The sequence below is a fragment of the Streptomyces atratus genome (assembly GCF_014648655.1).
Classification (GTDB): Bacteria; Actinomycetota; Actinomycetes; order Streptomycetales; family Streptomycetaceae; genus Streptomyces; species Streptomyces atratus.
In genome coordinates this window covers 175,750-200,233 of the sequence record NZ_BMRN01000001.1, presented here as the reverse complement: position 1 = coordinate 200,233, position 24,484 = coordinate 175,750, and the positions used below count along the sequence as shown (strand labels likewise).

Below are 24,484 nucleotides of genomic sequence, written 5' to 3'. Positions count from 1 at the left end.
TTTTTGTATTTTGTCTATTTGGTACCGGTTGGGTGCTGGTCGGGATGCTGATTCAGCGCTGGTAGGGGTTCTGTCCCTGCCCACCGGGCGCGTATCCCGGCTGTCCCTGTCCCTGCCCCTGCCCCTGTCCCTGCGCCTGCCCGAACGGATTGCCGTCCTGCGAGGCGGCATGCTGCGCCAGCAGCTGTTCGGCCTGCTCCTTCGGGATCTGCTGCTCCCCGCCGCAGAACGTGCACTGCGTCGCGAACTTCGTCGAGAACGGGAACAGCGGCACGAAGAACAGCGTGAACTTCGTGACCCGCTTGCGCAGCGTGTGCGCGGCCGGATTGCCGCACCAGCCACAGACCATCGTCAGGATGGCCAGTTGGTACAGATAACCCCGCGTACCGAAAATGATCACGTTGTGAGTCCCTTCCCCGTATCACCCAGAAGCGCCTGCCGGCAGAGCGCCAGCAGCTTTTCGTCCTCGTATGTGTCGTGGCTGCCGTATCCACCGTCCATCGCGTTGTGACGGCGTACGGAGGCGAGTTCGGCGCGCAGCACACGTGCCACGTCCGACCCTGCACCAGCGGCACCCGTCCGCGCCAGACATTCCGCCACCCGGACCCGGACATGACGGTTCTTTTCCCAGGCCGCCAGGAGCACCGGCACGGACTCCTCGGCCCGCCCGGACACGTCCCCCAGCGCGATCGCCGCATCCACCCGCAGCCAGAGCTCCTCGTGCCCGAGCAGTGCGCGCAGCCGGGGTGCCGTCACCGCCGCCTGCGTCCCGAGCCTGCCCAGCGCGTTCACAGCGGAGCGCCGCTCGTGGGCCCGCTCGGCCTGGAGGCCCTCGATCAGCACCGGCAGCACGGCGTCGGCGTCCCCGTCGACCGCCCACAGGGCCTCCGCGACCTCCGTTGCCGAGGTGTTCCCGGGGCGGCGCAGCAGAACACGCAGCTCCGGTACGGCACTGTGCGCCGCGGGCCCGAACGAACCGAGCGCCCGCAGCGCCGCCGTACGCAGCCACTCGCCCCGGTACTCCGGCGCGCCGCGCAACACCCGCAGCACCTCCGGCATCGCCTCGTCAGCCCGTAGCGCGGTCAGCCCCGTGAGCAGCGGGCTCGCTTGGTCGTACGCCCCCTCGTGGAGACGGACCTCGCCGAGCCTGCGGCGCAGCAGAGCGGTCAGCGGGGCCGCTGCCGTCCCCAGACAGCCGATGGCGAATCCCACATCGTGCGGCACCTCGGGCCGCTCCAGCGCGGCGGCCAGCGCGGGCACGGCACGGGTATCACCCAGCCTGGCCAGCGCCTTCACCGCGCTGCCGAGCCCCGGAGGACCGCTCGGCCAGTCCTGAACCCAGGCGCCGGGGTCCGCCGCCACCCGAGCCGCCAGCGCATCGGCGGCGGGCGCGGCGAGCCCGAAGAGCTCCTCCAGCACGTGCGCGGCGGTCTCGGCCAGCCGCGGCTCGGGGGTGGCGAGCTGCTCACCCACCAGCCGGACCAGCTCCTCGTACGAGCCGCGCCAGGCCCGGACCAGCCCGCTGCTCATCCGGAGCGCATCGATCCGCTGCTGGTGGTCGGGGCTGCGCAGCTGATCCGTCAGCAGCGCCGTCCGCTCGGCGACCCGGTCGTCGAGTCCGACATGCAGCGTCCGCAGCAGGTCCGCCGTCCAGGGGGCGGTGCGCCCCGAAGTCTCCTCGTCGGGCAGTGCCCGCAACTGCCCCACCAGGGTCAGGGGCGCGGCCCGCTCCTCGACGGGCGGCTCCCCGGTTCCGGCCGCCTCCGAGTGCGCGTCGACGGCCGCGACCGCCTCGGCCGGACCGGCCTGCGCATCGACCGCGGAAGCCGCCCCCGCCCGACGTACGGGCACCGAGCGCAGCTGCCGCAGCAGACCCGTCACCACTCGTACGACATCGCCCGGCAGCGCATCCGGCGCGCACCGCGCCAGTTGGGCCAGCGCGGCGAGCCGCAACCCCGGCGGGAAACCCGCACCGGCCAGCCGGGTCAGCCAGTCGGCCGCCTGCCCGGCCAGCGCACGGTGCCGCAGAGCGATCCGCCCCGCGGCCTCGACCAGGGCGAGCCGAACCTCCTCGGCCGGCTCCACCGGCAACCGCTCCCGCAGCAGCGCGAGGACCTGTACGGGGTGGCTGTGGAGCGTGGCGAGCGCCAGGGGCGCGGAGAGCCGCGCGCCCGGGTCCTCGTCGGCCATCAGCTCGAAGAACACCCCGGCGCCCGCGGTGACGGCGGTCGCCGCCATCGCGTAGTTCGCCGCGCCCTCGATCTCGTCCTCGTCGATCTCGTCCTCGTCGTCCCCGTCCAGATCGATGCCGCCGATGCTGGTGAGCAGCTCGACGATGCTGCCCCGGTCCTGAATGCCCGGATCCACGACCAGCTCGAAGAGAAACGGAATGCAGGCCAGCGTGCATGCGTACACATCACCCTGGTGGTGAACGGCCCCGTACATGCCGTCCAGCGCCGCCTCGCGCTCCGCCGGATCGGCGGACGCGAGACCCCGCAGCATCTCCGGCACATCATCGGCAGGCCCGTAGGCATGCTCCATCGAGCCCCAGTCGACCTCGTCGATCCCTGCGAACACGCCATCGCCTCCCCACGCAATTCCACGAAGCAGTGTCTGCGAGGAGTCTGCACCACGGCTCGGACGCTCCGCCCTCCACATGCGGTCTTTTCCTGACGGACATGACAAGATCCTCCGCCATGCGCTATGCGCTCCGGGGGCGAATTCCGGACACGTCGATCGACCGATGACAGCAGTCCGTCCGGCGATGATCGAGGACAGGACGGCGGCCATCCCGACCCGGCCCCGACCCCCGCCCCTACCGTGCACTCGGCAACCGCCCTGCCCGGTCCGGATCGATGAGCGGACCCAGCAGATCCCCGTACCGCTTCAGTCGCGCCCCCATGTCACCGGCCAGAAAGACCAGCTTCCCCGGCGCCCGGCACTCGTCGATCTCCGCCCAGGTGACGGGCGCCGAGACGGTCGGTTCGGGCCGGGCGCGCAGCGTATAGGGCGTGGCGGTCGTCTTCGCCGCCGCGTTCTGGCTGAAGTCGACGAACACCTTTCCCGGCCGCAACGCCCGCGTCATCCGGCGCACGACCAGCTCCGCAAGCTCCTGCTCCGCCTCGACGGCCAGCCCTTTCGCGTACGCCGACACCCGATCGGCGGGGGTGGGCTCCAGCGGTACGAGCAGATGCAGCCCCTTCGACCCCGAGGTCTTCCCGTACGCGAGCAACCCGTCCGCCGCCAGCCGCTCACGCAGCCACAGTGCCACCGCGCAGCACTCCACCACGGTCGCGGGCGCACCGGGGTCCAGGTCGAACACCATCCGGTCGGCGATCCCGGGCGCGTCGGCCTGCCACTGCGGCGTGTGGAATTCCACCACCAGATTGGCCGCCCACATCAGTGAGGCCAGATCCTGCACGACCACCTGTCTGGCCTGTTTGTCCTCATGGTGCGGAACGGCGGTGGTCCGTACCCAGGACGGCGTACCCGGCGGCGGATTCTTGGTGAAGAAGCGCTGCCCGTCCGGCCCGTCGGGATAGCGCAGGAAGGACACGGGCCGGTTGCGCAGATGCGCGAGCAGGGCCCCCGCCGCGGTGGCCGCGTAGTAGTGGAGCACCTCGCCCTTGGTGGTTCCGGTGGCCGGATACAGCACCTTGTCGAGATTGCTGAGCGCCAGCCGCCGCCCCTCCACCTCCGTGATCGGCGTCATACGATAAGAATCACATGTTTCCCTGATCTATAGGTATCTATACGGACACAAGGGGTGAACAGTGCGGTCCATCTGGAACGGCGCCATCTCCTTCGGGTTGGTCAGCATCCCGATCAAGCTGATCAACGCCACCGAGAACCATTCGGTCTCCTTCCGCCAGATCCACCTCGCCGACGGCGGCCGGATCCGATACCGGAAGGTCTGCGAGATCGACGAGCAGGAGGTCACCACCGCCGACATCGGCAAGGCGTACGAGGATGCCGACGGATCGATGATCCCGATCACCGACGAGGACCTCAGCTCCCTCCCGCTGCCCACCGCCAAGACGATCGAGATCGTCGCCTTCGTGCCGGCCGCTTCGATCGACCCGCTCCAGATGGACGCGGCGTACTACCTCTCCGCCAACGGGGTCCCGGCGGCCAAGCCGTACACCCTGCTGCGTGAGGCGCTGAAGCGGAGCCAGAAGGTCGCCGTGGCGAAATACGCGCTGCGAGGCCGCGAACGGCTCGGCATGCTGCGGGTGGTCGACGATGTGATCGCCATGCACGGCCTGCTCTGGCCGGACGAGATCCGCAGCCCCGAGGGCGTCGCCCCGGAGACCGAGGTCACGGTCCGCGATGCCGAACTCGATCTGGCCGACGCGCTGATGGCCACCCTCGGCGAGGTCGACATGGACTCGCTCCACGACGACTACCGCAAGGCGGTCGAGGAACTCATCGCGGCGAAGGCGGACGGCCGGACCCTGGAGCCGGCGGAGGCGGACGCCTCGGGCGGCGGCACGGTCGTCGACCTGATCGCAGCGCTGGAGAACAGCGTCCGGGCCGCGAAGGAGGCCCGCGGCGAGGAGCCGGAGACCGCCGGGGAATCGGCGAAGGCGCCCGCCGCCAAGGTCACCTCGCTCACCGGCCGCAAGAAGTCGGGCGGAACCGGAGCGAAGAAGAAGGCCACGGCGTCAACCAAGAAGACGGCTGCGAAGAAGTCGACGCCGAGCAGGGCACCCGCCAAGAAGACCGCCGCACGGTCGACGGCGAAGTCGTCCGCCAAGGCGACGGCGAAGAAGACCACCGCGAAGTCGGACCCGAAGTCGACAACGAAGAAGGCGGCCCCTCGCAAGCGCGCCTCGGCCTGAGACACGCATGGGACAAGCGCGCCTCGGCCCGGGGTACGGGTGCGCGGCACGAGCCCGGGCCCACGCACGACCGACGGCCGCACCGGAGCGGGGCCCCGGGACGGCCGTCGACGTATACCGACCGCTACGTCAGTGCCGGCGGTACGAGTTCACGTAGCCGGCCGCCGGGGTCCCGACACCCGTCACGTCGTCGTACCCCTTGACCGCCTTGAGTGAGGCGTCCTTGCCCAGGCTGCGCACCGACGTCAGTACGCCGTCCGCCGCGTCGAAACCGTTGGCGAAGTCGACCCGGGCCACCGCGAGGTCGCGGTTCGGGCCCAGCGGGTGGTCCGTGACGTCGTGGTACGCCTTCGATCCGTACCGGGCGTAGATCGCCGGGTTGGCGAAACCGATCGGCAGACCGTGCCGGGCCTGCTGCGCGAGCGCCTGGACACCGGCGATGACCGGCGCGGCCAGTGACGTACCACCGATGCGGTACTCGTCGTAGCCGAGCGATCCGTCGGGCAGCGTCTGGGTCTGACCGACCAGGAAGCCGGTGTTCGGGTCGGCGACGGCCGCGATGTCCGGGGCCGTGCGCATCCGCTTCTTCCCGTTCGCCTGCGCGAGCGAGTCCGGGACGACTCCGCGCTGGTAGAAAGGCTGCTTCACGGACGAGCTGGTGCCGCCGCCCGCGCCCGAGGTGTACGTGCCCGGGAAGCCGGTCCAGGTCTTGCCGTCGTCGGCGAGGTTGGCCTTCAGTGTGCCCCAGCCGGTCTCCCACTGGTACGTGTCGTTCTTGCCGACGGCCAGAGCGGTGCCGCCGACCGAGGTCACCCAGGCGGAGTTGGACGGCACGTCGATCTGCTTCGTCCCCGTGGACGCGACGTTGTCGCCGTCGTCGCCGGACGAGAAGTAGAAGCCGATGCCCTCGATCGCGCCCATCTTGAAGACCTGGTCGTACGCGGCCGCGACGTCCGGGGTCTCATTGGCCTCGATGTCGCCCCATGAGTTGGAGACGATGTCCGCGAGCCGGTGGTCGACGACCTTGTTCAGCGAGTCCAGCAGATCGGCGTCGTAGCAGGAGGCGCCGGCCACGTACACGATGTCGGCGGCGGGCGCGACCGCGTGCACGGCCTCGACGTCGAGGGTCTCCTCGCCGTACCAGCCGGAGGCCCCGCACTCCTCGGTCTTCGTGTAGTCGGCCGGCAGCACCTGGCTGAGCTGCCCGCGACGGTACGGGGCGTCGCCGTTGCGCTTGGCATACTCGGCGGCGTCCTTCGCGATGGTCGGCGAGGCGTACGCGTCGGTGATCGCGACGGTGACGCCCTTGCCGGTCCAGTCGCCCGCACCGTACGCGGCGCGCAGCTGCTTTCCGGTGTAGCCCTTGACCGCGTACGGCACCTTGGACCCGTAGGCGCTCGGCAGCGTCGACGCGGTCTTCGAGCCGTAGTACGAGGAGAAGGGGCCGGAGTTGCGGAACACCGCGTCCGGCGGCGGCAGCGTCTCGTCGTGGCTCGACTTGTGCGGCGCGTTGTCCAGGCCGGAGACGGCGAGAACGGCATCGCTCAGCCCGGCGGGCATGGAGGCGGTGGAGGCCGGGGCGCGGTAGGTCCGGCTGCCCTTGCGGTAGTTGCGCAGCTGGGTGCCGAACGTCTTCTCGGCGGCGGCCACATCACCGGTGGCCGAGACATAGTGCCGGTTGGCGCCGGTGACGGTCAGTCCGTTCGCCTTCAGCCATTGGCCGACCTGGTCGATCTGCTGCTGAGTGGCCCCGAACCGGGCCTGCGCCTGTTCGGCGCTCAGGTACTTCCCGTACGAAGCGGACTGCGGGTCGGACACGGCGGCGGCGTAGGCGGCCAGCCCCTTCGCGTCCCGTCCGGCCAGATGGACCCGGATGCTGACCTTGTCGCTGTCGGACGTGGCCCCCTGATCGGCCTTGGCGGTCGCCCAGACAGGCTTGGTGCCCTGCAGCGCGTCCCGCCCGCTCGGCGCGGAGTCCGCGCTGGCGTTCGGTATCCCGAGGGCGAGCGCACCGGCGAGCAGCGGCAGTGTCGCCGCCATGCTCAGCGCGGCGCGACTTCTCGCGCGGCTGTTTCTCATGTAACCCCCTGCGATGTGGTTCTTCGCGTGTGGAGCATGTGCCGGATGATGTGCACATGTAATGCGCCACTCTGGCGAGGAACACCTCATGCAGGGGGTATGCATTCACCAAGAATCGACCAAGTGGCTTAGGTCATGGTGTAGTTCATGATGAATCGACGTAAATATGTCGGCCGAGGGGATGTCTCGTCACATCCTCCGGTCCCCGGTGCGGTCCGGGCGCTGTCGACCCGTCCGCCACTGGACGGGTCGACACGGGCCGCGCCGAACCGGCGTCGGCGCCGGATGAAGTGACCGATGCCGCGACTGGCGTGCACCCCGACAGGGGTGCTCTGTGGAATCGACCACGAGGGAGCGGCACACCCGGGGGCGTCATCACCGGAGAGCCGTCCGCCTGGGCATCCGGGTCCGCGCCCGGCACCGTTCCTCTGAGCTTCCGTGAATTTCTTTGGGCCGGTACCCAGGCTGGCCGACGCACCGGCCTGTCCGACCGGCTGTGCCCATGCCTGGCTTGCACCGCATGTCACCCGCGCTGTTGCGGGCCTTCGAAAGTGAACCTGATGGGTTCACGAAGCGCTTCCGCCGCGCCACCGAGGTCGGCAAGGCGGGCGGCAAGCGTCGCCTCGGCCAGTCGCGCCGGCAGAGCCGCGCTGAACTTCAGACCATGCAGAGCGCGGGGGTCCACCGAGGGAAGGCACAGACGCCCCGCTGCATCAGACTTGGCCTGCTTCCATTCTTGAAGCGTGATGTCTTCACGGAGCCGGATGTACGTGTCCGTGGGACGCTGCAAAGGATCGGCGACGGAACCGAGCGAGGCTGCCAGAGTCGCGTTGGCCTTGTACCCGGCCCACGTCCACCAGCGCACATTTGTGTCGCGCCCGCCTCGCAGGAGAACCGAGGCATCCGGGTGCACCAGCTCAGCCCCTTTCTCGCGTACCTGGTCGAGGGCGCTGTCCGCGCGTCGGGTGAAGTCGACCGGAGGCGTCTGACCAAGCAGCACCTCTCGCGCCGCTCGGGTCAGCGCGTGGGACCCGGTGCGGGAGAGACCCACCCCGCCCCATCGGGCCTTCCCGCCCCCGTCCACCGGCTCGACGAAGCAGCGGCGCCGCGACCAGTCGATGTAGGTCACCTGCCAACTGCGCCCGGCGAGCAGCAGCCGCCGCGGTCCGGCGATTTCTTCAGTGAGCAGCGCAGGGTCCGTCGTGCCGATTTCGTTGCGGCCGGACAGGACAGTGAACTCGGGCGCCGCGGTGAACACGGCCGTCAGATCCATGAAGTGCCGGTAGCCGAAGCGTCGTTCGGCCTCGGGGCCGATGAACAGCATTCCGCCGTCACGGTTGAGGTAGCCCTCCGCGATCAGGTGACGTACGAGCGGTTCGGCGGACGGGCCGAACGGCCCGAGCCCGCCCCACCAGTCCTGCCACAGCCGGTCTCCGACGCGGTGCTCCTGAAGGCAGAGTGCGAGCACCTGCTGAGCGACGATGTGCCGGGGTTCCGGCGGCGCGATGACCGGCTCGACCCAGCCGCGCGACCAGAGCAGCAGAAGGGCGGCAGCCGACAACAGACCGGCCTCGTCGAGCGTCAGGAACAGGCAGTTGCGCGTCGATCCCGGGCGCCGTCCGGTGCGCCCGAGACGCTGGAGGAAGGAAGCCACGGTCCCGGGGGCGTCGATCTGGATGACCCGGTCGAGATCACCCACATCGATGCCGAGTTCCAGGGTGCTCGTGGAGACGATCACGCAGTCGCGTGCGTCCGCGAAGGCTTCCTCTGCGCGTCGACGCTCGTCCGCGGACAGCGACGCATGGGACAGGAACGTGGTCACACCCTTCGCGCGCAGTGCCTCACCGAGCTCTTCGACCTGCTTGCGCGACTCACAGAACACCAGACGCTTCTCGCCTCTGTGCAGGGCCGCGATCACGGTGGCTGCGTTGGACAGCGAACCGACGTAGTCGAGCTGGACGTTCCCCGGCGGAGGCGATTGCGGTGCCGACGACGCCTCGGTACGCAGATGCGGAGCGATCACTCGCGGGTTGCCCTCCTTCGAGCCGCCCCGGGCCCCCCGCAACCAGGTGAGCAGTTGCTCCGGGTTCCCCACGGTCGCCGAGAGCCCCACCCGTTGGACCGGATGTCCGGCCACGCGCTCCAGCCGTTCCAGCACGGTGAGCAGGTGCCATCCCCGGTCGTCCCCGGCGAAGGCGTGCACCTCGTCCACAACGATGCTGCGTATCCCCGAGAAGAACGCCTTGTGGTCGACATTCGTGCTGACCAGCATGGCCTCCAGAGACTCCGGAGTGGTCAGCAGAACGTCCGGGCGTTCCCGCAGGATGCGTTTGCGGCGTGTCTGCGGTACGTCGCCGTGCCAGAGCGCCGCTGTGCGCCCGAGCCACGACGTGTACGTCTCCAGCCGGGGCAGCAGATTGTTCAACAGCGCCTTGAGAGGACAGACGTAGAGGACCGAGGTGCCGGTCCAGCTCTCCCGGGCCATGCGTGAGAGCAACGGGAAGCTCGCCGCCTCGGTCTTCCCCCCGGCGGTGGGGGCCAGCAGCAATGCGTCCGAACCGTCGACGAGCGGTGTGATCGCCTCCTCCTGAAGCGGGCGCAGGCCCGGCCACCCCAAGGTGTTCACGATGTGGTGGACGATTCCCGGGTGCAGCAGATCCAGTGGATCCGGGGCCGCGGTCATGGAAGATCCAGTTCGATCTCGTCCGGGCCGGCGGCCGCCGCGTTGCGTTCGACCTCGCTCATCTCCGCCACCTTGACCGTCAAGGCATAGTGTTGACGCGGATCGAAGTCGTCGAATTGGTCAACGCGGTCCAGAACGTCGCCGACGAGCTTCTTCAGGAACAGCCGGGGTGCGACACCCACCCTGCCACCGAGCGCCCCGCCGACGGCCACGGCCAGGTCGGCAATGTACGCGTCGTCCACAACAGTCCTGACACGCTCGGAATCACGGACACCGTCCGCGTACAGGTCGCGGATGGTGATCCCCAGACCCACCAATGAGTCCTGGGTGAAACCGGGCAGCCGGACTTGCACGGCGCGGGGATTGTCGAAACGTGGGTCGGTGGTGAAATCGGTGGCGAGCCGCTGCGCCAGGGGCGCGAGTCGCTGGACCCCCTGCTGGCCTTCGTAGAACGCCGGAGTGCCGGTTATCAGCAGATACAGGCCGGGGAAGCGCCCGGAGTGCACCTCGTCGATGAGCTGGCGCAGCGCGTTCAGTGCCTTGTCACGTGCGTCGGAACGGACCCGCTGAAGAGTCTCCACCTCGTCGAGAACGACGAACAACCCCTTGTGCCCGGAGTCGCGCAGCACCGTCAGCAGCCCCTGAAGGAACCCGAAGGCACCGAAATGGTCGAGGTCGCCGCGGACTCCGGCAGCTCTGCGGGCCGACGCAGCCACATGTGGCTGGCCGCCCAGCCATGCCATCACTGCCGCGGCGGTCACTTCGTCGCCCGAGGTGAGAGCGGTCCGGTAGCCGCGAAGGGCCGTCGCGAAGGATGGGGCGTGCCGGGATACGTCGGTGAGGCGGGCCGCCATCAGCTGGTCCACGGCGTCCGCCAGGTCCTCCTCCGCGGCGCCTGCGGAGAGTGAGTCTTCCTCAAGTGCGTAGAACCATGCGTCCACGACAGGGCGCAGTGCACTCGGTGGGAAGCCGGAGGTGGTCAGCCGCTCGGTGAGGCGGCGGTAGACCGTCTCCAGTTTGTGCAGTGGTGTCTCGGTCTCCGAGACCTGAATCTCGGCTACGGCGAAGTTGCGCCGCTTGGCGCGCTCGCCGAGCCATCTGGTGAAGAAGGTCTTGCCGGACCCGTACTCGCCCCGTACCGCCTTGAACACGGAGGCACCCGAGGCCACGGCGTCGAGCTCGGCGTCGAGCGCCGGCTCGAATCGGTCCAGTCCGGTGGCGAGCAGATCGAGGCCGCTCTCGGGAACGGCGCCGCGCCGAAGGGCGTCGATCACATCCCGGCGCCGGGCGGCGCTCACGGGACTGGTTCGTACGGGTCTGTCGATACTCACCCGGCCAGTCTCCCACCAACAGAGAGCTTCGGGTCGCGGCCGGATTCTGCTGTTGAGGACTGTGCAGCGCTTGCGCTGATTGACACTTGGGCGACCCGTCGGTCAGATTCTCAGTGCACAGTTCTGTTCAGGGTGGGGGAAGAAGCGGCGTGGCGCTCGACAATCCGAATCTGAAGGACGTACTCAAGGACGTTGCATCCGGCGCCCTCCAATTGCCGGACTTCCAGCGGCAGTGGAAGTGGGACGACGAGCGGATCAGGGCGCTCATCGCGACGGTGACGCTGAAGTATCCGCTCGGTGTGGTCATGTCGCTGCATACCGGTGGCAAGTCCCAGTTCAAGGCCCGGGCGTTGAAGGGGGCGGAGTCCGGCGAGGCGCGGACGCCCGATCTTCTGCTGCTGGACGGACAGCAGCGGATGACCTCGCTCTTCCAGGCACTGCATCAGGACCGCCCGGTCGAAACGGTCGATTCCCGGGGAGGCGACCTGAAGTGCTGGTACTACGTCGACATCGCCAAAGCCGTCGGATCGCCGGCCGACCGTGACGACGCGATTGTCTCCGTGCCCGAAGACCGCAAGCTGAAGCGGGATTTCGCCCGCAAGATCATCCTGGATCTGAGCACAATCGAACTTGAGTGTGCCGCCGGATATTTTCCGCTCCACTTTGTCTTTGACACGCATCGAGTGAGCGCCTGGCAGCAGGAGTTCGTGCAAGACGCCAGTAACTGGCCACTGTGGAGCCAGTTCCAGGACCAGGTTCTGCACAACATGCTGTCGTTCGACGTCCCGATGATCAAGCTCGCGTCGACGACGACAACGGACGCTGTGTGCGCCGTATTCGAGCGAGTGAACAGCGGTGGCGTGCCGCTGAACGTCTTCGAGCTGCTGACAGCCACCTACGCGGGCAACCAGGAGCATGTCGCAGCGCACGGGGACTATTACCGGCTACCGGACGAGTGGAAGCAGATCAAGAAAGAACTGACGTCCGCCTATCCGGTTTTCGGCCGACCTGAGGCCGGGGCGGAGAACGGCCTGAGCAGCAGCGATTTCCTGCAGGCGGTTTCCCTGGTCCGCACCTGGGAGGCCAAGCAGGCCGGAGCGGGTACATCGGTCTCCTGCAAGCGCCGGGACCTCCTCAATCTGCCACTCGCGGACTTCAGGAGGCTGGCGCCCCGGGTGGCGGCCGCCTTCACCTGGGTCGGTGGCTTCCTGGAGCGCCAGTCAATCGTCCGGACCGGCGATCTGCCCTACCAGACGCAGTTGGTGCCGCTGGCAGCCGTGCGCGCACTCATCGGCACGGAGACGGACACCCCGGGCGCCGACGAGCGCATCAGTCAGTGGTACTGGTGCGGCGTGCTCGGCGAGATGTACGGCGGTTCGCTGGAAACGCGTTTCACCAGGGATGTCGAGCAGCTGATCGACTGGATTCGCGGTGAGGACCAGGCGGCCCCCGACACGGTCAGCGAGGCGGCCTTTCTCGATGACCGACTGGACACCCTGACGACTCGCAACAGCGCCGCCTACAAGGGGATCTACGCTCTGCTCATCAAGCAAGGGGCGGTGGACTGGTATTTCACCGACAGCCCTCTCGCTCCGGCGCAATTGGTGGAGCACGCGGTCGACGTACGGCTGATCTTCCCCAAGGCGTGGATCGCCAGGAACGAGCCCACCTGGGCCCGGTATGCCACGTCGATCGTCAACAAAACCCCGCTGTCGCTCCGGGCCAGCAAGAGCATGTCCGGTCCGCCCGGTGCTTATCTCAAGACGCTCTCGCTCGAATCGGGTATGCGCCCCGAATGGTTCGAGGATGTCGTGGCCACCCACCTCGTCGACGTGGATGCCCTGAAGGAGGGGGACTTCGTCCGTTTCTACGAGAACCGGGCGAAGCAGCTCCGCGATCTGGTCAGGGCTGCCATGGGTAAGCGCACCGTCTTCCGTGACGCGACGGAATGGGTGTGAGTGCGATGGTGCTGCAGAATCCCACCGAGGAACAGCTCCTCGCCCTCAAGGGCAAGCAGATTCCCGTCCTGGAACTCATGGCCATGTTCGGTACGCGCCTGCGCAACGATCTGACCGTGCCGCGTGTCGAGCAGGCGCTCAAGGACGTCGGCCTCGCCACGCTGCCGTACTTCGCCAACTGCAACAACCGCGCCGACATCCACATGGTGCCGTGGCAGCAAGCGGCCCCTCAGGAGTCGGCCGAGGACGCCGATGACGAGACGGCCGACGACGCCGAGGAGCTACCTTCTGGCGGGCTGCCGGCGAGGCCCCTGCGTATCGGGGACATCCCCTCCGCGGTGGGTGGCCTGTTCTCCGTGACACCGGATACGGCGCTGACGGAGGTCACGTACCTCATGCGGACGAAGAAGTACTCCCAGATTCCTGTGATTGAAGGCGGGTCGACATTGCACGGTGTCGTCACCTGGAGCTCGGTGGCGAAGGTGTACGAGACCACGTCCGCCGCCGTCCTGGCGGAGGCCATGGTCGAGGACGCTCCGGTCGTCGATGTGCGCCACGACTTCTTCACGCTGTTGCCCCGAGTCAGCGACGACGACTATCTGCTGGTCCGGGCCAACAACGGCACGTTCTGCGGAATCGTGACGGCGGCCGACATCACTGACCGGTTCGGCACGACGGCTTGGCCCTTTTTCGTCGTGGGGGAGATCGAGTCCCGGCTCCGGAAGTGTCTCGGGGCGAAGCTCGACGCGGACGCCATCCGCGCCGTGCAGGGGCCCTCGGCAGCAAAGAAGACGGGACTGATCAGCGACCTGATGTTCAACGGCTACGTGAAGCTGCTGGACGGCGATCAGCAGAACCCGACGCTCCGCTCTCTCTCGGACGAGAACTGGAAGGCACTCGGCTGGCCGGGAGTCGACCGGGGACAGTTCGTGCGTCAGCTCGACCGTGTGCGTGAAATCCGCAACAGCATCGCGCACTTCGACGCGGAGCCGCTGACTGTGAAACTCTCCGATGAGCTCCGTGAATTCGTCGGACTGCTCCGTCAGATCACCTGAGGCCGTCCACCGGGCCGGGCTGCCGTACGACAGCCCGGCCCGAGGTTCCTACCCCAACCCGAACTGTTCTCGCAGCAGTTCCTTGTCGAGCCGAAGCGTCCGGCCATCAGGCAGGTTCTCCAGTACCTGTGCGCTGTCGTAGTTCAGCAGTTGCCGCAGTACGGCTCCGAAGCCGTCCGCCCCACTGGCGCGTACACCCGCACGCTGGGCGAGCGCGGTCACCGGAAGAGTGCCTCCCGCATCCAGCAGCGCGCGGACGGCCTTCTCCACCTGTGCCAGATTCGGTTTGCGGCCCAGCACCTTCACTTGCGTCTCGAAAAGTTCGGACGCGAACAGAGCCGTGACCAGGGCGTCGTCCGGCAACCTCAGTTCGACGGAGACCATCGCACTGTCCGCCCGGGGCTCCTCGGCGACGGGTGCCAGCACCACATCGAAGAGCGATTCATGACTCCGGGCGAATACGGCGTCGGCCTTCGCACGCTTGGACGGCTTCTTCGGCGCGGCGATGTCGGCCGCAGCGGAGTGCGACGGCTCTGCCGGTCGGGGCGTGAGCGACCACCACGGTGGCTGCTGACTGCCCAGCTCCCGCCAGCCGTGCGGCGGCTCGGCACCGAAGGGCAGAAAGGCCAGCACCGGAATGGTGAACTCGGCCGGAGCCGCTCCGCCGTGGTAGCCGGCCCTCTGAGCGGTGTATCGCGAGTCGGCGTCCCACAGGGCCACGATCTCGTCACCGGACTCCGGTGCGACGACACGCGGTCCCGAGAGCACGATCTCCGATTCCTGAAGGGCGCCCTCGACGCTCCGGTGCCTGGCCGACCGCACACCCGACGCATCGATCTTCACACCGTGCCTGTCGATGACGTGGCCGTGATCGCTGACCAGGATCACCGCACGCCCCTGCCCGGCGGCGAGCCGGAGCAGTTGCCGCAACCGCCCTATCTCGCCGAGCCGCCAGGCGCCGTCCCCGAGCTTCTGCTCCTTGGCGAGACGGTCGTCGATCGTGTTGAGCACCACCGCGACATGGGTACGGTCCCCGACCAGTGCGTCGTGCAGCTCCGGACCGACCGGGTCACCGCTGCTCTCGCCCCTCAGATCATCCTTGTGGAACACCGCCACACTCTCGCCGCCCCAGAATCGGTGGTTCGGGAAGAGCCGCTTCTCATCCGCCTGTGTGCCCGTCATCAGCCGGGCGGCGAAGAGTGAGGTCCGTGAGACCGATGTGACGGTGGGCAGCGCCGCAGCCATACCGCGGCGCTGCGGGGAGTCCTTGGCCTTCGGTACCGGGTCGTACTCGACCCAGTGCTCACGCAGCTCCTCGCCCAGCTCAGCGGCGATCGCCGCACTCATCCCGTCCAGGACGAGCAGCAGAACGCGCCGCCCTTTGGCCTTCACGACGGGCGCGACAACGGTGGGCAGGAAGGTCTCGACCGTGAGCATCGAACCGGGATCGGTGCCGTTCGCCGTCCAGGTGGCGAGTGCCTTGGCGAAGTGCCGGTCGATCTCGCGCCGCTCGGCCCGCACTGAGGTGCACAGCGTGTCGTAGGCAGACCTCAGGGTGGCATCGGGGTCGCCCCCCGCCTCGATGTGCTCCAGCGCCAGATCCACCCAGCCGGTCTCCGCGACATGACGCCCGACGCCGGACGCGACGGTTTCGCACTCCGCCACCGGCCCACTTGCGAGCCACTGAGTCAGTCGCTGGGCCATCTTCGCCCGCTCGATACGCGTCCGGGCATCGGGGTCCACGGCCTGCCGGTGTTCGTCGAGTGCGCCCACTGCCTGCGCTGTCACCCCGGCGTCCCCCGACGACAGCGCTCTGCCCACCTCGCTGAACCGTGCCTCAAGGCCCTCCAGCAGTACGGGACTTGTCCGGGCCGCCCGTTCCGCACCGAACTGCCGAACGAGGGAAGCAGCCCGGTCGAGAGCGGCGCCGCTCTGCCGGCGCGCGGCCGCCGCCACCTCGTCCTGACCGGTCCGTCCGGTCAGCAGGAGCCCGGAGACGAAGCTCTCGCAGCTCCGGCCGAAGGCGGCCGCGAGGGCATCCAGCGCCTCACCCCGCGCGGGCGGCTCTTCCCCGAACCAACGCTCGGCCCGCCCCCTGGCCCGGTAGTCCTCCGCGTCCGCCGTCGCATCGGCGTGTCCCCACAGAGCGGCGCAGACGAGACCGAACGCCACGGCGTCGGGCCCGTGCTCCGCGCCGACGAGCGCGAGCAGCGCTTGTCCGGCACGTCCGGTCTGGTCCTCCTCACCGAGGAAACGCGTCAGCCCGTTCCGCTCGGCTGTCCGCAGCGACAGCAGACGCTCCGGACCGCCGGGTGTCAGGGACCACCGCAGCAGTGTGTGTACGTCGAGTCCGTCACCGTTCGCGGCAGTGCCCGCGACGAGGCCCCCGGAACCGGGGTCGGTGCCCGCGCCCGGTCCGGTGGCGAACTCCGGGAAGGACACGTGCTGATCGCGGTCGGGATCGTACCGTCCGATACCCAGCCTTCGCAGGGCGAGGGCGGTGAGCGATTTACGCCGGGTCAGTATGCCGCCGGCCAGCTGCGGCCACCCGCCGGGCGGTGTGGCATCGAGCAGCGACTCGGCGGCCCAGTTCTCCTTGAAGAGCCTGCTGTCGGTGTCGACCGCCCCGAACGCCTCGCGGACGACGTCCCAGGTGTTGACGGCGTTCACGCGCTGCTTGTGCGCCTTGGCCAGAAGATCGGGGCCGAGTTCCGCCTCTTCCTGATCGGTCAGCACCACCAGCACCTCGGGACCTGTGGCCGACCGGTCCTGGTGGGCCAGGACCAGTTCGTGCACGGCCAGGGGCGACGGCGCGGCCTTGACGACCGCCTGCCAGGGCTCGCCCCAGCTCAGTTCGGCAGGTCCGTCCCACACCGGTGCGGCTCTCAGCAGCACCACCCGGCGCTTGCCGGCCCGAAGGCCGGACTGCGACGCCAGATACTGCTTCACGGTGGCCCTGTTGAGCCGCACCGCGCTCGTGGCAGTCTCCGTGGACGCGTTCGCGCTCGTCGCCGTACTCACTTCACGCGCCTCATTCCACGACTCGCCAGCTGATTTCGATCGTCGCGTCGGGCTCCGCCGCCGACAGTCCGGCCAGTTCGGCCTGGAGTTCGGCGATCGCCCGCGCAGCTGTCGTCCGGCCACCGCCCGAACGCCTCGGGGCGCGGCCCGTGGCCGGATGAGTGGTCGGCACGGGGGGCCGGCTGGTCTCGGTGTTCAGATCGACGTCGTTGGGCGTGCCGGCCGGGTTGTTGTACGTGGGCGCGGTGGCAGGTGTGGGCGCCACCGGCGGAACGCTCTCCGTGTCGCTCCGGTCGATCACGGCCACGATCGAGACCCGCGCGTTCTGGAGCGCGTCCTCCAGCTTGGTGGTGCGCTGATCGGCCTGCGCGGCTCCACGCAGCTCCTCCAGCACCGCCCGGCCCTGGGCACCGTACTTCGGGGCGAGCTTGAACATGTCCCATGCCGCTCCGACCAGCGCGGTGGTGACAATTTCGGCCTGCTTGATCGAAGCGCCGTACCGCCCGGCCGACACCTCGCCGAGGTCGAACGACGCGAAGGCGGTGATGATCTGCTTGGCACCGGCCGAACCGCTTGCCGCGCCGCTGTCCAGTCCGACCAGTTCATCGAGCAGATCGCGCGAGCGCCGGGCGATCGCGAGCCTGCCCGTTTCGTCCGCCCCGTCGAGACCGAGTACGACGGAGCGCCTCTCCAGTTCCTGCACGAGATCGGCTGCGCGCGGCTGGTAGGCATGGGCCTGGCGGCTGATCTGCCGCGCGAACTGGCCGACCATCCTGCCGCGGCGCAGCGTCGGCGGCCGTTCGCCGAAGATGTCCCAGAACCGCTTCCCCGCCTCTTCCCAGACCTCCTCGTCCGGCAGCGGCTGCGAGCGCAGCGCGTACTGAGGCTTGACGGCCGACGGCTCGGGCGCCGGGTCCAGCAGCGCCCCGCCCTGCACCCACACCCGGTCGTCCATCTCCGCGTAGGACGCGATGACCAGGTTGGCGAGGAAGGGGTCGAGCCCCATCGGCTCGGGCCGGTCCAGCCACTCGGTGAGCTGGACGACGCTGAGGTCACCCGGCCCGCCCTCGTTGCGTGCCTGGAGCCCGAAGTGGTCCACCCAGCGGCCCGACAGCCGGAAGTACGCCTCCTTCTGCCGGCCGAGTCCGAGCGGAGCCGCGACACGCTGCATCACCGCACGGTCCTTGGCCGGGATCTCTGCCTGCCGGTCACCGGCTTCCGCGGCTGCCCTGATGTGTCCGAAGACGGTACGGGCATCGGCCGGCCGGACGGCGGTACCGGTGTTCTGCGGGTCCAGGTCGGGATGGGCGGGGAACTGGTGCGTCAGCAGCTTGTCCGCGATGTGCCGGACCGCCGCGTGCACGGTCATCCCGACGGACACCCGCAGCTCGGCAACGTTCGGCAGCGGCTCGAAGTGGTCCTCGAACGACACGTCGACATCGGTCGGCTTCTTCTCCGCGCAGCCGTACGCCTGCTTGAACGCGGCCTTCACCGTCTTCTTGAGCGCCTCGCGCTGCCCTTCGAGCAGCACCTTGGCACGGGCCCGGTTGTCGGCGTTGAGATGCCGCGCGTACATCGTGTCGAAGCGCCGCTGGTCGGCCAGCGTGTAGTCGATGACGACCAGCCGCTGGAAGTCCTTGAACCGGGCGGCCGACAGATGCGTCGGAATCCAGGCGACGGTACGGGGGTGGACACCGGGCAGCGCGCGCAGTTCACGCATGCGGTTGGCGTCCTCGATCGGCCCGTACTCGCCCTCGTCGTAGGGCAGGTCGATGACCAGGCGCCACAGCCCGTCCTGGCTGGGGGAGAACTCGTGGTCGGGCAGCTCGTCGGGGTCGGCGACATTGCCGAAGACGACTTCCACCGTCCGGTTCGACCCGCGCCAGACGAGCGGCAGCTCGTCCGCGACCAGCCGCTCCTGGAGCGACAGCCCCAGCTCCTCGGCGAGCAGCCGTTTGGCGAGGGCACGGCGGTTGGGCCGGCTGTTGTTGACTTCGGCGTTGGCGATCACGGAGTCGACGTCCACCCCGGCCAGTTCGAGCCGTACACCGGCGTTGGTACCGGTGCCGGTCGCCTTGATCTCGGCGAAGCGCGACGCCCACTCGTCGACCTTCGCCTTGATGACGCCGACCTCGGCGCCGGGAATCGGCGACAGCACCGAACCGTGGTTGAGCGCGCCGAGCCGCCGGATCGTGAGGTCCCGCAGGGCGGGCACACTCGGCGCAAGGGCGGACAGCAGCAGGGTGCACATGAGCCGGTCGTCACCGATGAAGCCCTTGCACCGGTTGGCGAGCTGCGGATCGGTGACCGATTCGCGCCGGTGCCGGTAGCGCTCGATGTCCTCCTCGGTGATCTCGTACGTGGCCAGGAGGTGCGGCCGCAGCTTGGCGCGGTACAGCTTGTCCGCGGCCTGGAACTCCACCTTCAGACTGTCCACGAACGGCTTGTCGCCACCGTCCGCGATCACCGGGTACAGATCGCCGAGCGGGATCAGATTCTCCAGCGTCGCGTCGTCCCGATGGTCGGCCAGCAGCTGGCCCATGAGCTTCAGACCGGTACGGGAACGCTGGAGCGCGGAGGAGATGTGGACCAGAGTGTCCATGAACGCGGGCGTGAACGGATACGTCAGCCGGAACGACTCCTCGTCCGCCCCGGTCGTCCCCTCGTCCGACCCCAGCAGTACGTCCCACACCTGTGGCCCGACCCGCTTGACCTTGGCGAAGGCGGCATCCAGCTTGGCGGCGGCTTCGGCGTCCTTCGGCTTGAGGAGCCGGGCGTGGGCGATCTGGGGAAGGTTGCGGTCCTCCAGGGTGATCGTGTCGAAGCGGCCGGAGGCGAGCCGGAGGCTGTCCTGGATGGCGGCCTCGGCGGCGCCGGAGATCTCCTCACCGACCAGCTCGCGCAGGTCGCGCTGGCGCGCGATGAACGACACGATCGGGACGGCCCGCCGTGAGTCGGCGCCCTCCACGAAGTTCGTGATCTTGTCCGCTTCACGGGAGACGAACTTCTGGTCGTGGACACGGTTGGCGAGCCACAGGATCAGCTCGTCCATGAAGAGGATCAGCCCGTGGTAGCCGAGCGACTTCGCATGTTCGGCGATCACCGCGAGACCGGCGTCCAGCGAGATGAAACCGTGTTCGTCCTCGGCTGCGTTGCGGGCAAACCCGGGGAACCAGGTGGCACTCGCGTCATGCACCAGCTTGGCCCGCAGCTCGGCCGGCGTACTCGGATTGACCAGGTCCAGATTGACCTCGCCGCCGTCCAGCTCCTCGGCGGCGAGCGCCTTGGAAAGCAGCTCCGACGTCCAGGCGAACGGCTCGCCCCAGTCGTCGTCACCGTCCTCGTAATCCGGGGAAGCGGTGCCCGTGTCCGCACCCGCGAGTCCTTCGATGAACTTCTCGTCGCCCATCCGCTGCCGGTGCGAGCGGATGTCCTCGAAGAGGGAGTCGGTCCGGTACACCTGCGGCGTCGGCGCGTCCGAGTGCAGCGCCTTGACATGACTGACGTACCCGCCGAGCACCCGCTGCTCCAGGGACTTCGCCCCGAGCATGTGGTACGGCACCAGCAGGAACTTCTTGCGCTCACCATCCAGCCACTCGTGCTTGCCGAGCACGGAATCGAAGTCGGCGCGGGCCCGCGCCGACGGGTCCCCACGCAGGAGGGCGTGCAGCACAGCCATGAAGTGCGACTTACCGGAACCGAACGAACCGTGCAGATACGCGGCCTTCGAGGTGTGCCCGTCGAGCGCCGCCTTGATCAGGCCGAGCGCCTCGTCGAAGTTCTCCAGCAGCCGCTCGGTCACGACGTAGTCCCGCAGTGCGAGGGCCGTGCCCTCCTCGCTGACCGCCTCGGCGAGCTTCAGAACAAAGTCGGAGGTGGAGATCGACGTCTTGATGTCGATGACGTCGCGGAGGAGAGGGGCTTGGGACGCGTTGGGGGCCATGAGGTCTACTGCTTCCGTTCCATTCCGTCTTTCCCTCGGACATGCATGGTACGAGGGACTGGTCAGAGGCGGCTTTCGCGAGCCTCCCGCCCGGCTGGGCGCTATCGCTGTCGCGTCACCGATCGTGGAGAATCTTGGGTCGCGTGACCGGTACCACGGTGAGGAGACCGTCCAGCCCCTTGAAGTCGTCCGGGTTGGTGGTGAACAGGGGAAGCTCCTCGGCGACGGCGACAGCCGCGATCATCAGATCCGCGATGCGACGCCTCGGCTTGCGGCCCATGCCGATCACGGCGGCGCAGACCCTGCCGTAGATACGGGCGGCTTCCACACCGAACGGGATGGGATCGAATTCGTTCTCCGCCCGCTGGAGCACATCGAGCCTCCTGGCCCGCTCGGCGTGCTCGTCGTAGTCGGACTGCTCCTCGTTCCGCCGGACCTCGTGCGGCCCGGCGGAGAGCTCGGCCAGGGTGATGGAGCTGATCGCCATCTCGGCGGGCAGCTCGGCAGGGTCGATCCACCTGCGAAGGATCATGATGTTGGTGTCGAGCAGCCCCTGCCGGAACGCGACGGGCGACGGCGTCATGCCGGGCTCAGCGGGCATAGGGGTCGTCCGTTCCCTGCTCGGCCGTACGGTCCTGATCGGCACGGAAGGCGTCCAGCGAGATATCCGGAGCGGTACGGGACATGCCGGCGAACTCCTCGCGCGGGACGAACCTCCGGCGTCGCCGCAACGGAATCAGCTCACCGATCTGGTGCCCGTCCCGGGTCACGGTGAACGACTGCCCGCCCTGGACGGCGTCCATGATCTCTTTGGACCGGTTACGGAGATCGCGCTGGGTGATCTCTGGCTGAGCGCTCATGGGGCCACGGTACGCGGGTTGTGGCGCGGTGTGCTACTGGGTGGCACGGGGGACCGGGGCGGGGCCGCGGGTGCGTCGTGGGGCGGCCCTGTCCAGGGGGGACCAGGGGCGCCTGCCCCTCAGTGCGGTTGATTCAGCCCAGATCGCTGATGAACGTGTGCCAGGCGTCGGGACTGAAGGCGATCACAGGGCCGGTGGGGCGCTTGCTGTCGCGGACGGGGACGAGGTGGGGGATGTTGTGGCCTACCTCGACGCACTCCCCCTGCCCTCCGCTGAAGCTGCTGACGCGCCAGGCAGTTCCCGCAAGGTCGGGCAGGGTGAGGCGGTCCTGGGTCATGGTCTGTGCTCCTTGGCGATGCGTCGGATCAGGCTGAGTGATTCCGTTGGCGGCAACGCAGAGGTACGAGCGTCGTCGAAGAGATCGCGGTATTGAGCGACCTCGGACTCCCGTTCCATCCAGATGTTGCCGGTTGGAGTCTCCGTCAGTACGAGATCGAGCGCTGACACCCGCGGAAAGCTCAGCAGCAGGTACGGACCGAACATACCTGGGTGCGCTCCACGGGAGAACGGCAGTACCTGAACAGTGATGTTGGGTTGCTCAGCGAGGTTGGCCACGTGCTCCAATTGGTCGTGCATAACGGTCTGTCCTCCGACCTGCTGGTGGAGCACTCCCTCCGCAAGCACGGCCCAGAGTTCCAAAGGATCATCGCCAGCCAGACGTTCCTGCCGGGCCAGTCGCACCTGTACGAACCGGTCGATCTCCTCTGCGGTTTGCCAAGCGCGGGATGCGACGGTTACGGCCCTTCCGTACTCCGGCGTCTGGAGGAGTCCGGGGATTAGCTGCACCTGGAACGTCTTGATGCTGTCGCAGATCGTCTCCATCTCGTTGTAGTCGCGATACGTGTCAGCGAGTACCGAACCGTACTGGTGCCACCAGCCTTCACGGCGGCGACGGTTGGCTGTGCGGGCAAGCGACGCAAGGCGGTCGCGAGCCTCCGGGTCCGACACGTCATACGCATGTATCAGGGCGACCAGATCCGGTGTGCGGACAGGGACATGACCGTTCTCGATGCGACTGATCTTGCCCTTGGTGCAGTCGAGAACCTCGGCTGCCTCGGCGGTGGAGAGACCTGCTTTCTCGCGGAAGCGGCGTAGTTCGTCGCCGAGTTGGCGGCCCAGGACGGTGGATGGTTTCACGGATGGCATACGTCACTCCTTACCAGTCGCAGAGGGCTATCGCGCCCCGGATGCACGAACGAGTGAATTGAGCGATGGGAATCCATTCAACGTTGCGCGAGTACGAAGTGTACGGGCACGCTGTGAGTGGCGAGCCGACCAACAGCACGTTCTGGTCAGCCACTTGCTTCAACACGCCGACCTTCAAGGAGCGTCATGGCAGAGCATTCCGACTTCCGCGAAGTCAGCTTCCGGCTGACTCGCTGCCGCAGTAGCGTGCCCAGGGCGCGAGCAGCGCTGCGAGCCAAGCTCGGGGAGTGGCGCGCTGGTCGAGCAGCCGCAGAAGACGGCGAGTTGGTGTTCTCGGAGCTGGTGACCAATGCGCTACAGGCACCCGTGCCCGGGGACCGGCTGGTGGGCGTACGCATCGAGTGCCGGGGGAGGGGCGAACTGTTGCGCCTGGAGGTGAGCGACGCCGGGGCTGGCCGGCCGGAGGTGCAGCGGCCGGGTGAGCTGGACAAAGGCGGGCGCGGACTCCTGCTCGTCGAGGCCCTGGCCCATCGCTGGGGCGTGGACGAACGCCGGGCCGGGATCGGGAAGACCGTATGGGCGGAGTTGCTGGCACCCGGTATCGATCCCGCGCCCGCAGAGGTAGAGATCGCGGCGGTAACCGTCCGGCCCGGTCAGTGCGTACGCGCCTGGGGCGCCTGGCGCACGGTCCGTGCGGTCCGGAGCGAGCGGTACGCATCGGGAGGGCTGGCAGTCATCATCGTCCTGGACAACGGTGGTCCGGCCTTGCGTCTGGATGCTGCGGAGCCGCTGACCGTGCGGACAACAGAGTTTGCCGAGAGTCGGGTTCAACCCGTGGTCAGTCCGGTGATCTCATCGTGAAGGTGCTATGGAAGAGGTTCCGTCAGCACTACGCCCACCACGCCAGGCCGCGATTTCCGGGAACCCTGATGCAGATGGTCGGCGGCGATGTGGTCGTGATCAGCAGGGCGGGCGAGCCGGTGGCGAGGATGCTGCCCGCACGGCCGAAGGTGCAGCGGCCCGGCCGAGGCTCGCTCCGAGGGCGTGTCCACATCCCCGCCAACTTCGACGATGCGCCCGCCTCGGTGGCTGACGCGCTTGGGATGCGTTGATGCGACTTCTGCTCGATACGCGCGTGGTCATGTGGTGGCTCGACGACTCGCCGCGACTGTCCCCATCGTTCAAGGAACTACTGGACACCGAACCTGCTGTGTACGTCAGCGCGGTCTCACCGTGGGAGATCACCGTCAAGCAGTTCCTCGGCAGGTTCGAAGGGCCTGGAGACCTGGCCGAGCAGGTACGTGATCTCCAATTCAGGGGCCTGCCCATCACGGCCGCACACGGGGTACGGGCAGGCCGACTGCCGATGGTGCACACCGATCCCTTCGACCGGATATTGATCGCGCAGGCGCAGGCCGAAGGGATGGTGCTGGTCACCCGGAACCGCTGGATCCCGAAGTACGACGTACAGGTCATGTCGGTCTGACCTGTACGCCGTATACGCGGA

At 68.3% G+C, this 24,484-nt stretch carries 18 protein-coding genes and 1 riboswitch; of the genes, 6 read left to right on the top strand and 12 right to left on the bottom strand.

Features of this window, described 5'->3' with window-relative positions:
• Nucleotides 1-52 precede the first annotated feature (52 nt).
• From IEZ15_RS00800 to ligD, 3 genes are all read right to left on the bottom strand, one after another.
• Nucleotides 53-400 (bottom strand): zinc ribbon domain-containing protein, encoded by a 348-nt coding sequence (locus IEZ15_RS00800; protein WP_189273382.1) that lies wholly within the window; start codon nucleotides 398-400, stop codon nucleotides 53-55.
• Nucleotides 397-2,577 (bottom strand): HEAT repeat domain-containing protein, encoded by a 2,181-nt coding sequence (locus IEZ15_RS00795; RefSeq protein ID WP_189273380.1) that lies wholly within the window; start codon nucleotides 2,575-2,577, stop codon nucleotides 397-399. Before IEZ15_RS00795 ends, IEZ15_RS00800 begins: the two co-directional genes overlap by 4 nt.
• Nucleotides 2,578-2,815: 238 nt before the next feature.
• Entirely contained in the window at nucleotides 2,816-3,712 is an 897-nt protein-coding gene (ligD, locus tag IEZ15_RS00790; RefSeq protein ID WP_114246636.1) for a non-homologous end-joining DNA ligase, read from the bottom strand.
• Nucleotides 3,713-3,773: 61 nt separating this feature from the next.
• Between ligD and ku the strand changes: the two genes are divergently transcribed.
• Entirely contained in the window at nucleotides 3,774-4,841 is a 1,068-nt protein-coding gene (gene ku / locus IEZ15_RS00785; protein ID WP_189273378.1) for a non-homologous end joining protein Ku, read from the top strand.
• A 129-nt stretch (nucleotides 4,842-4,970) separates the two neighbouring features.
• Here ku and IEZ15_RS00780 read toward each other — a convergent pair whose 3' ends face one another.
• The 3 genes from IEZ15_RS00780 to brxD all read right to left on the bottom strand — a co-directional run bounded on the left by IEZ15_RS00780 (nucleotide 4,971) and on the right by brxD (nucleotide 10,934).
• On the bottom strand, nucleotides 4,971-6,920 hold the full coding sequence (locus IEZ15_RS00780) for a S53 family peptidase (protein WP_189273376.1): 1,950 nt from the start codon (nucleotides 6,918-6,920) through the stop codon (nucleotides 4,971-4,973).
• A gap of 292 nt (nucleotides 6,921-7,212) precedes the next feature.
• A riboswitch (ZMP/ZTP riboswitch) is annotated at nucleotides 7,213-7,327 on the top strand.
• 116 nt (nucleotides 7,328-7,443) lie between these two features.
• Entirely contained in the window at nucleotides 7,444-9,603 is a 2,160-nt protein-coding gene (locus IEZ15_RS00775) for a DEAD/DEAH box helicase (protein ID WP_189273374.1), read from the bottom strand.
• Nucleotides 9,600-10,934, bottom strand: coding sequence for a BREX system ATP-binding protein BrxD (brxD, locus tag IEZ15_RS00770; RefSeq protein ID WP_189273372.1), 1,335 nt, complete (start codon nucleotides 10,932-10,934; stop codon nucleotides 9,600-9,602). Before brxD ends, IEZ15_RS00775 begins: the two co-directional genes overlap by 4 nt.
• 149 nt (nucleotides 10,935-11,083) lie before the next feature.
• Between brxD and IEZ15_RS00765 the strand changes: the two genes are divergently transcribed.
• Together IEZ15_RS00765 and IEZ15_RS00760 are read left to right on the top strand one after the other, a co-directional pair.
• Nucleotides 11,084-12,892 (top strand): GmrSD restriction endonuclease domain-containing protein, encoded by a 1,809-nt coding sequence (locus tag IEZ15_RS00765; RefSeq protein WP_189273370.1) that lies wholly within the window; start codon nucleotides 11,084-11,086, stop codon nucleotides 12,890-12,892.
• 5 nt (nucleotides 12,893-12,897) lie between these two features.
• The gene (locus tag IEZ15_RS00760; protein WP_229845673.1) at nucleotides 12,898-13,947 is read left to right on the top strand and encodes a CBS domain-containing protein; all 1,050 of its coding nucleotides are present in this window, start codon (nucleotides 12,898-12,900) and stop codon (nucleotides 13,945-13,947) included.
• A gap of 48 nt (nucleotides 13,948-13,995) precedes the next feature.
• On the opposite strand, the gene pglZ is transcribed toward IEZ15_RS00760, so the two are convergent.
• From pglZ to IEZ15_RS00730, 6 genes are all read right to left on the bottom strand, one after another.
• Nucleotides 13,996-16,968 carry a BREX-2 system phosphatase PglZ gene (pglZ, locus tag IEZ15_RS00755; RefSeq protein WP_189273368.1) on the bottom strand — a complete coding sequence of 991 codons (2,973 nt, stop codon included), beginning with the start codon at nucleotides 16,966-16,968 and terminating at the stop codon, nucleotides 13,996-13,998.
• 10 nt (nucleotides 16,969-16,978) lie between these two features.
• Nucleotides 16,979-20,911 carry a BREX-2 system ATPase PglY gene (gene pglY, locus IEZ15_RS00750; protein ID WP_189273365.1) on the bottom strand — a complete coding sequence of 1,311 codons (3,933 nt, stop codon included), beginning with the start codon at nucleotides 20,909-20,911 and terminating at the stop codon, nucleotides 16,979-16,981.
• Nucleotides 20,912-21,026: 115 nt separating this feature from the next.
• Nucleotides 21,027-21,512: a type II toxin-antitoxin system VapC family toxin gene (locus IEZ15_RS00745; RefSeq protein ID WP_189273363.1), complete on the bottom strand. Its 486-nt coding sequence runs from the start codon at nucleotides 21,510-21,512 to the stop codon at nucleotides 21,027-21,029.
• Entirely contained in the window at nucleotides 21,502-21,771 is a 270-nt protein-coding gene (locus IEZ15_RS00740) for a type II toxin-antitoxin system Phd/YefM family antitoxin (protein ID WP_189273361.1), read from the bottom strand. Before IEZ15_RS00740 ends, IEZ15_RS00745 begins: the two co-directional genes overlap by 11 nt.
• 133 nt (nucleotides 21,772-21,904) lie before the next feature.
• A complete protein-coding gene (locus IEZ15_RS00735) occupies nucleotides 21,905-22,108 on the bottom strand; it encodes a DUF397 domain-containing protein (protein ID WP_189273359.1) in 204 nt (67 codons plus the stop codon).
• Complete coding sequence (locus IEZ15_RS00730; RefSeq protein ID WP_189273357.1) at nucleotides 22,105-22,977, bottom strand: helix-turn-helix domain-containing protein; 873 nt, start codon at nucleotides 22,975-22,977, stop codon at nucleotides 22,105-22,107. Before IEZ15_RS00730 ends, IEZ15_RS00735 begins: the two co-directional genes overlap by 4 nt.
• 186 nt (nucleotides 22,978-23,163) lie before the next feature.
• Here IEZ15_RS00730 and IEZ15_RS00725 point away from each other — a divergent pair, with 186 nt between their 5' ends.
• The 3 genes from IEZ15_RS00725 to IEZ15_RS00715 are packed head-to-tail and all read left to right on the top strand — an operon-like array spanning nucleotide 23,164 to nucleotide 24,463.
• Complete coding sequence (locus tag IEZ15_RS00725) at nucleotides 23,164-23,838, top strand: ATP-binding protein (protein WP_189273355.1); 675 nt, start codon at nucleotides 23,164-23,166, stop codon at nucleotides 23,836-23,838.
• The gene (locus tag IEZ15_RS00720; protein ID WP_229845672.1) at nucleotides 23,835-24,089 is read left to right on the top strand and encodes a nucleoside-diphosphate kinase; all 255 of its coding nucleotides are present in this window, start codon (nucleotides 23,835-23,837) and stop codon (nucleotides 24,087-24,089) included. Before IEZ15_RS00725 ends, IEZ15_RS00720 begins: the two co-directional genes overlap by 4 nt.
• The gene (locus IEZ15_RS00715) at nucleotides 24,089-24,463 is read left to right on the top strand and encodes a type II toxin-antitoxin system VapC family toxin (protein ID WP_189273353.1); all 375 of its coding nucleotides are present in this window, start codon (nucleotides 24,089-24,091) and stop codon (nucleotides 24,461-24,463) included. Before IEZ15_RS00720 ends, IEZ15_RS00715 begins: the two co-directional genes overlap by 1 nt.
• The last annotated feature ends 21 nt before the right edge of the window (nucleotides 24,464-24,484 follow it).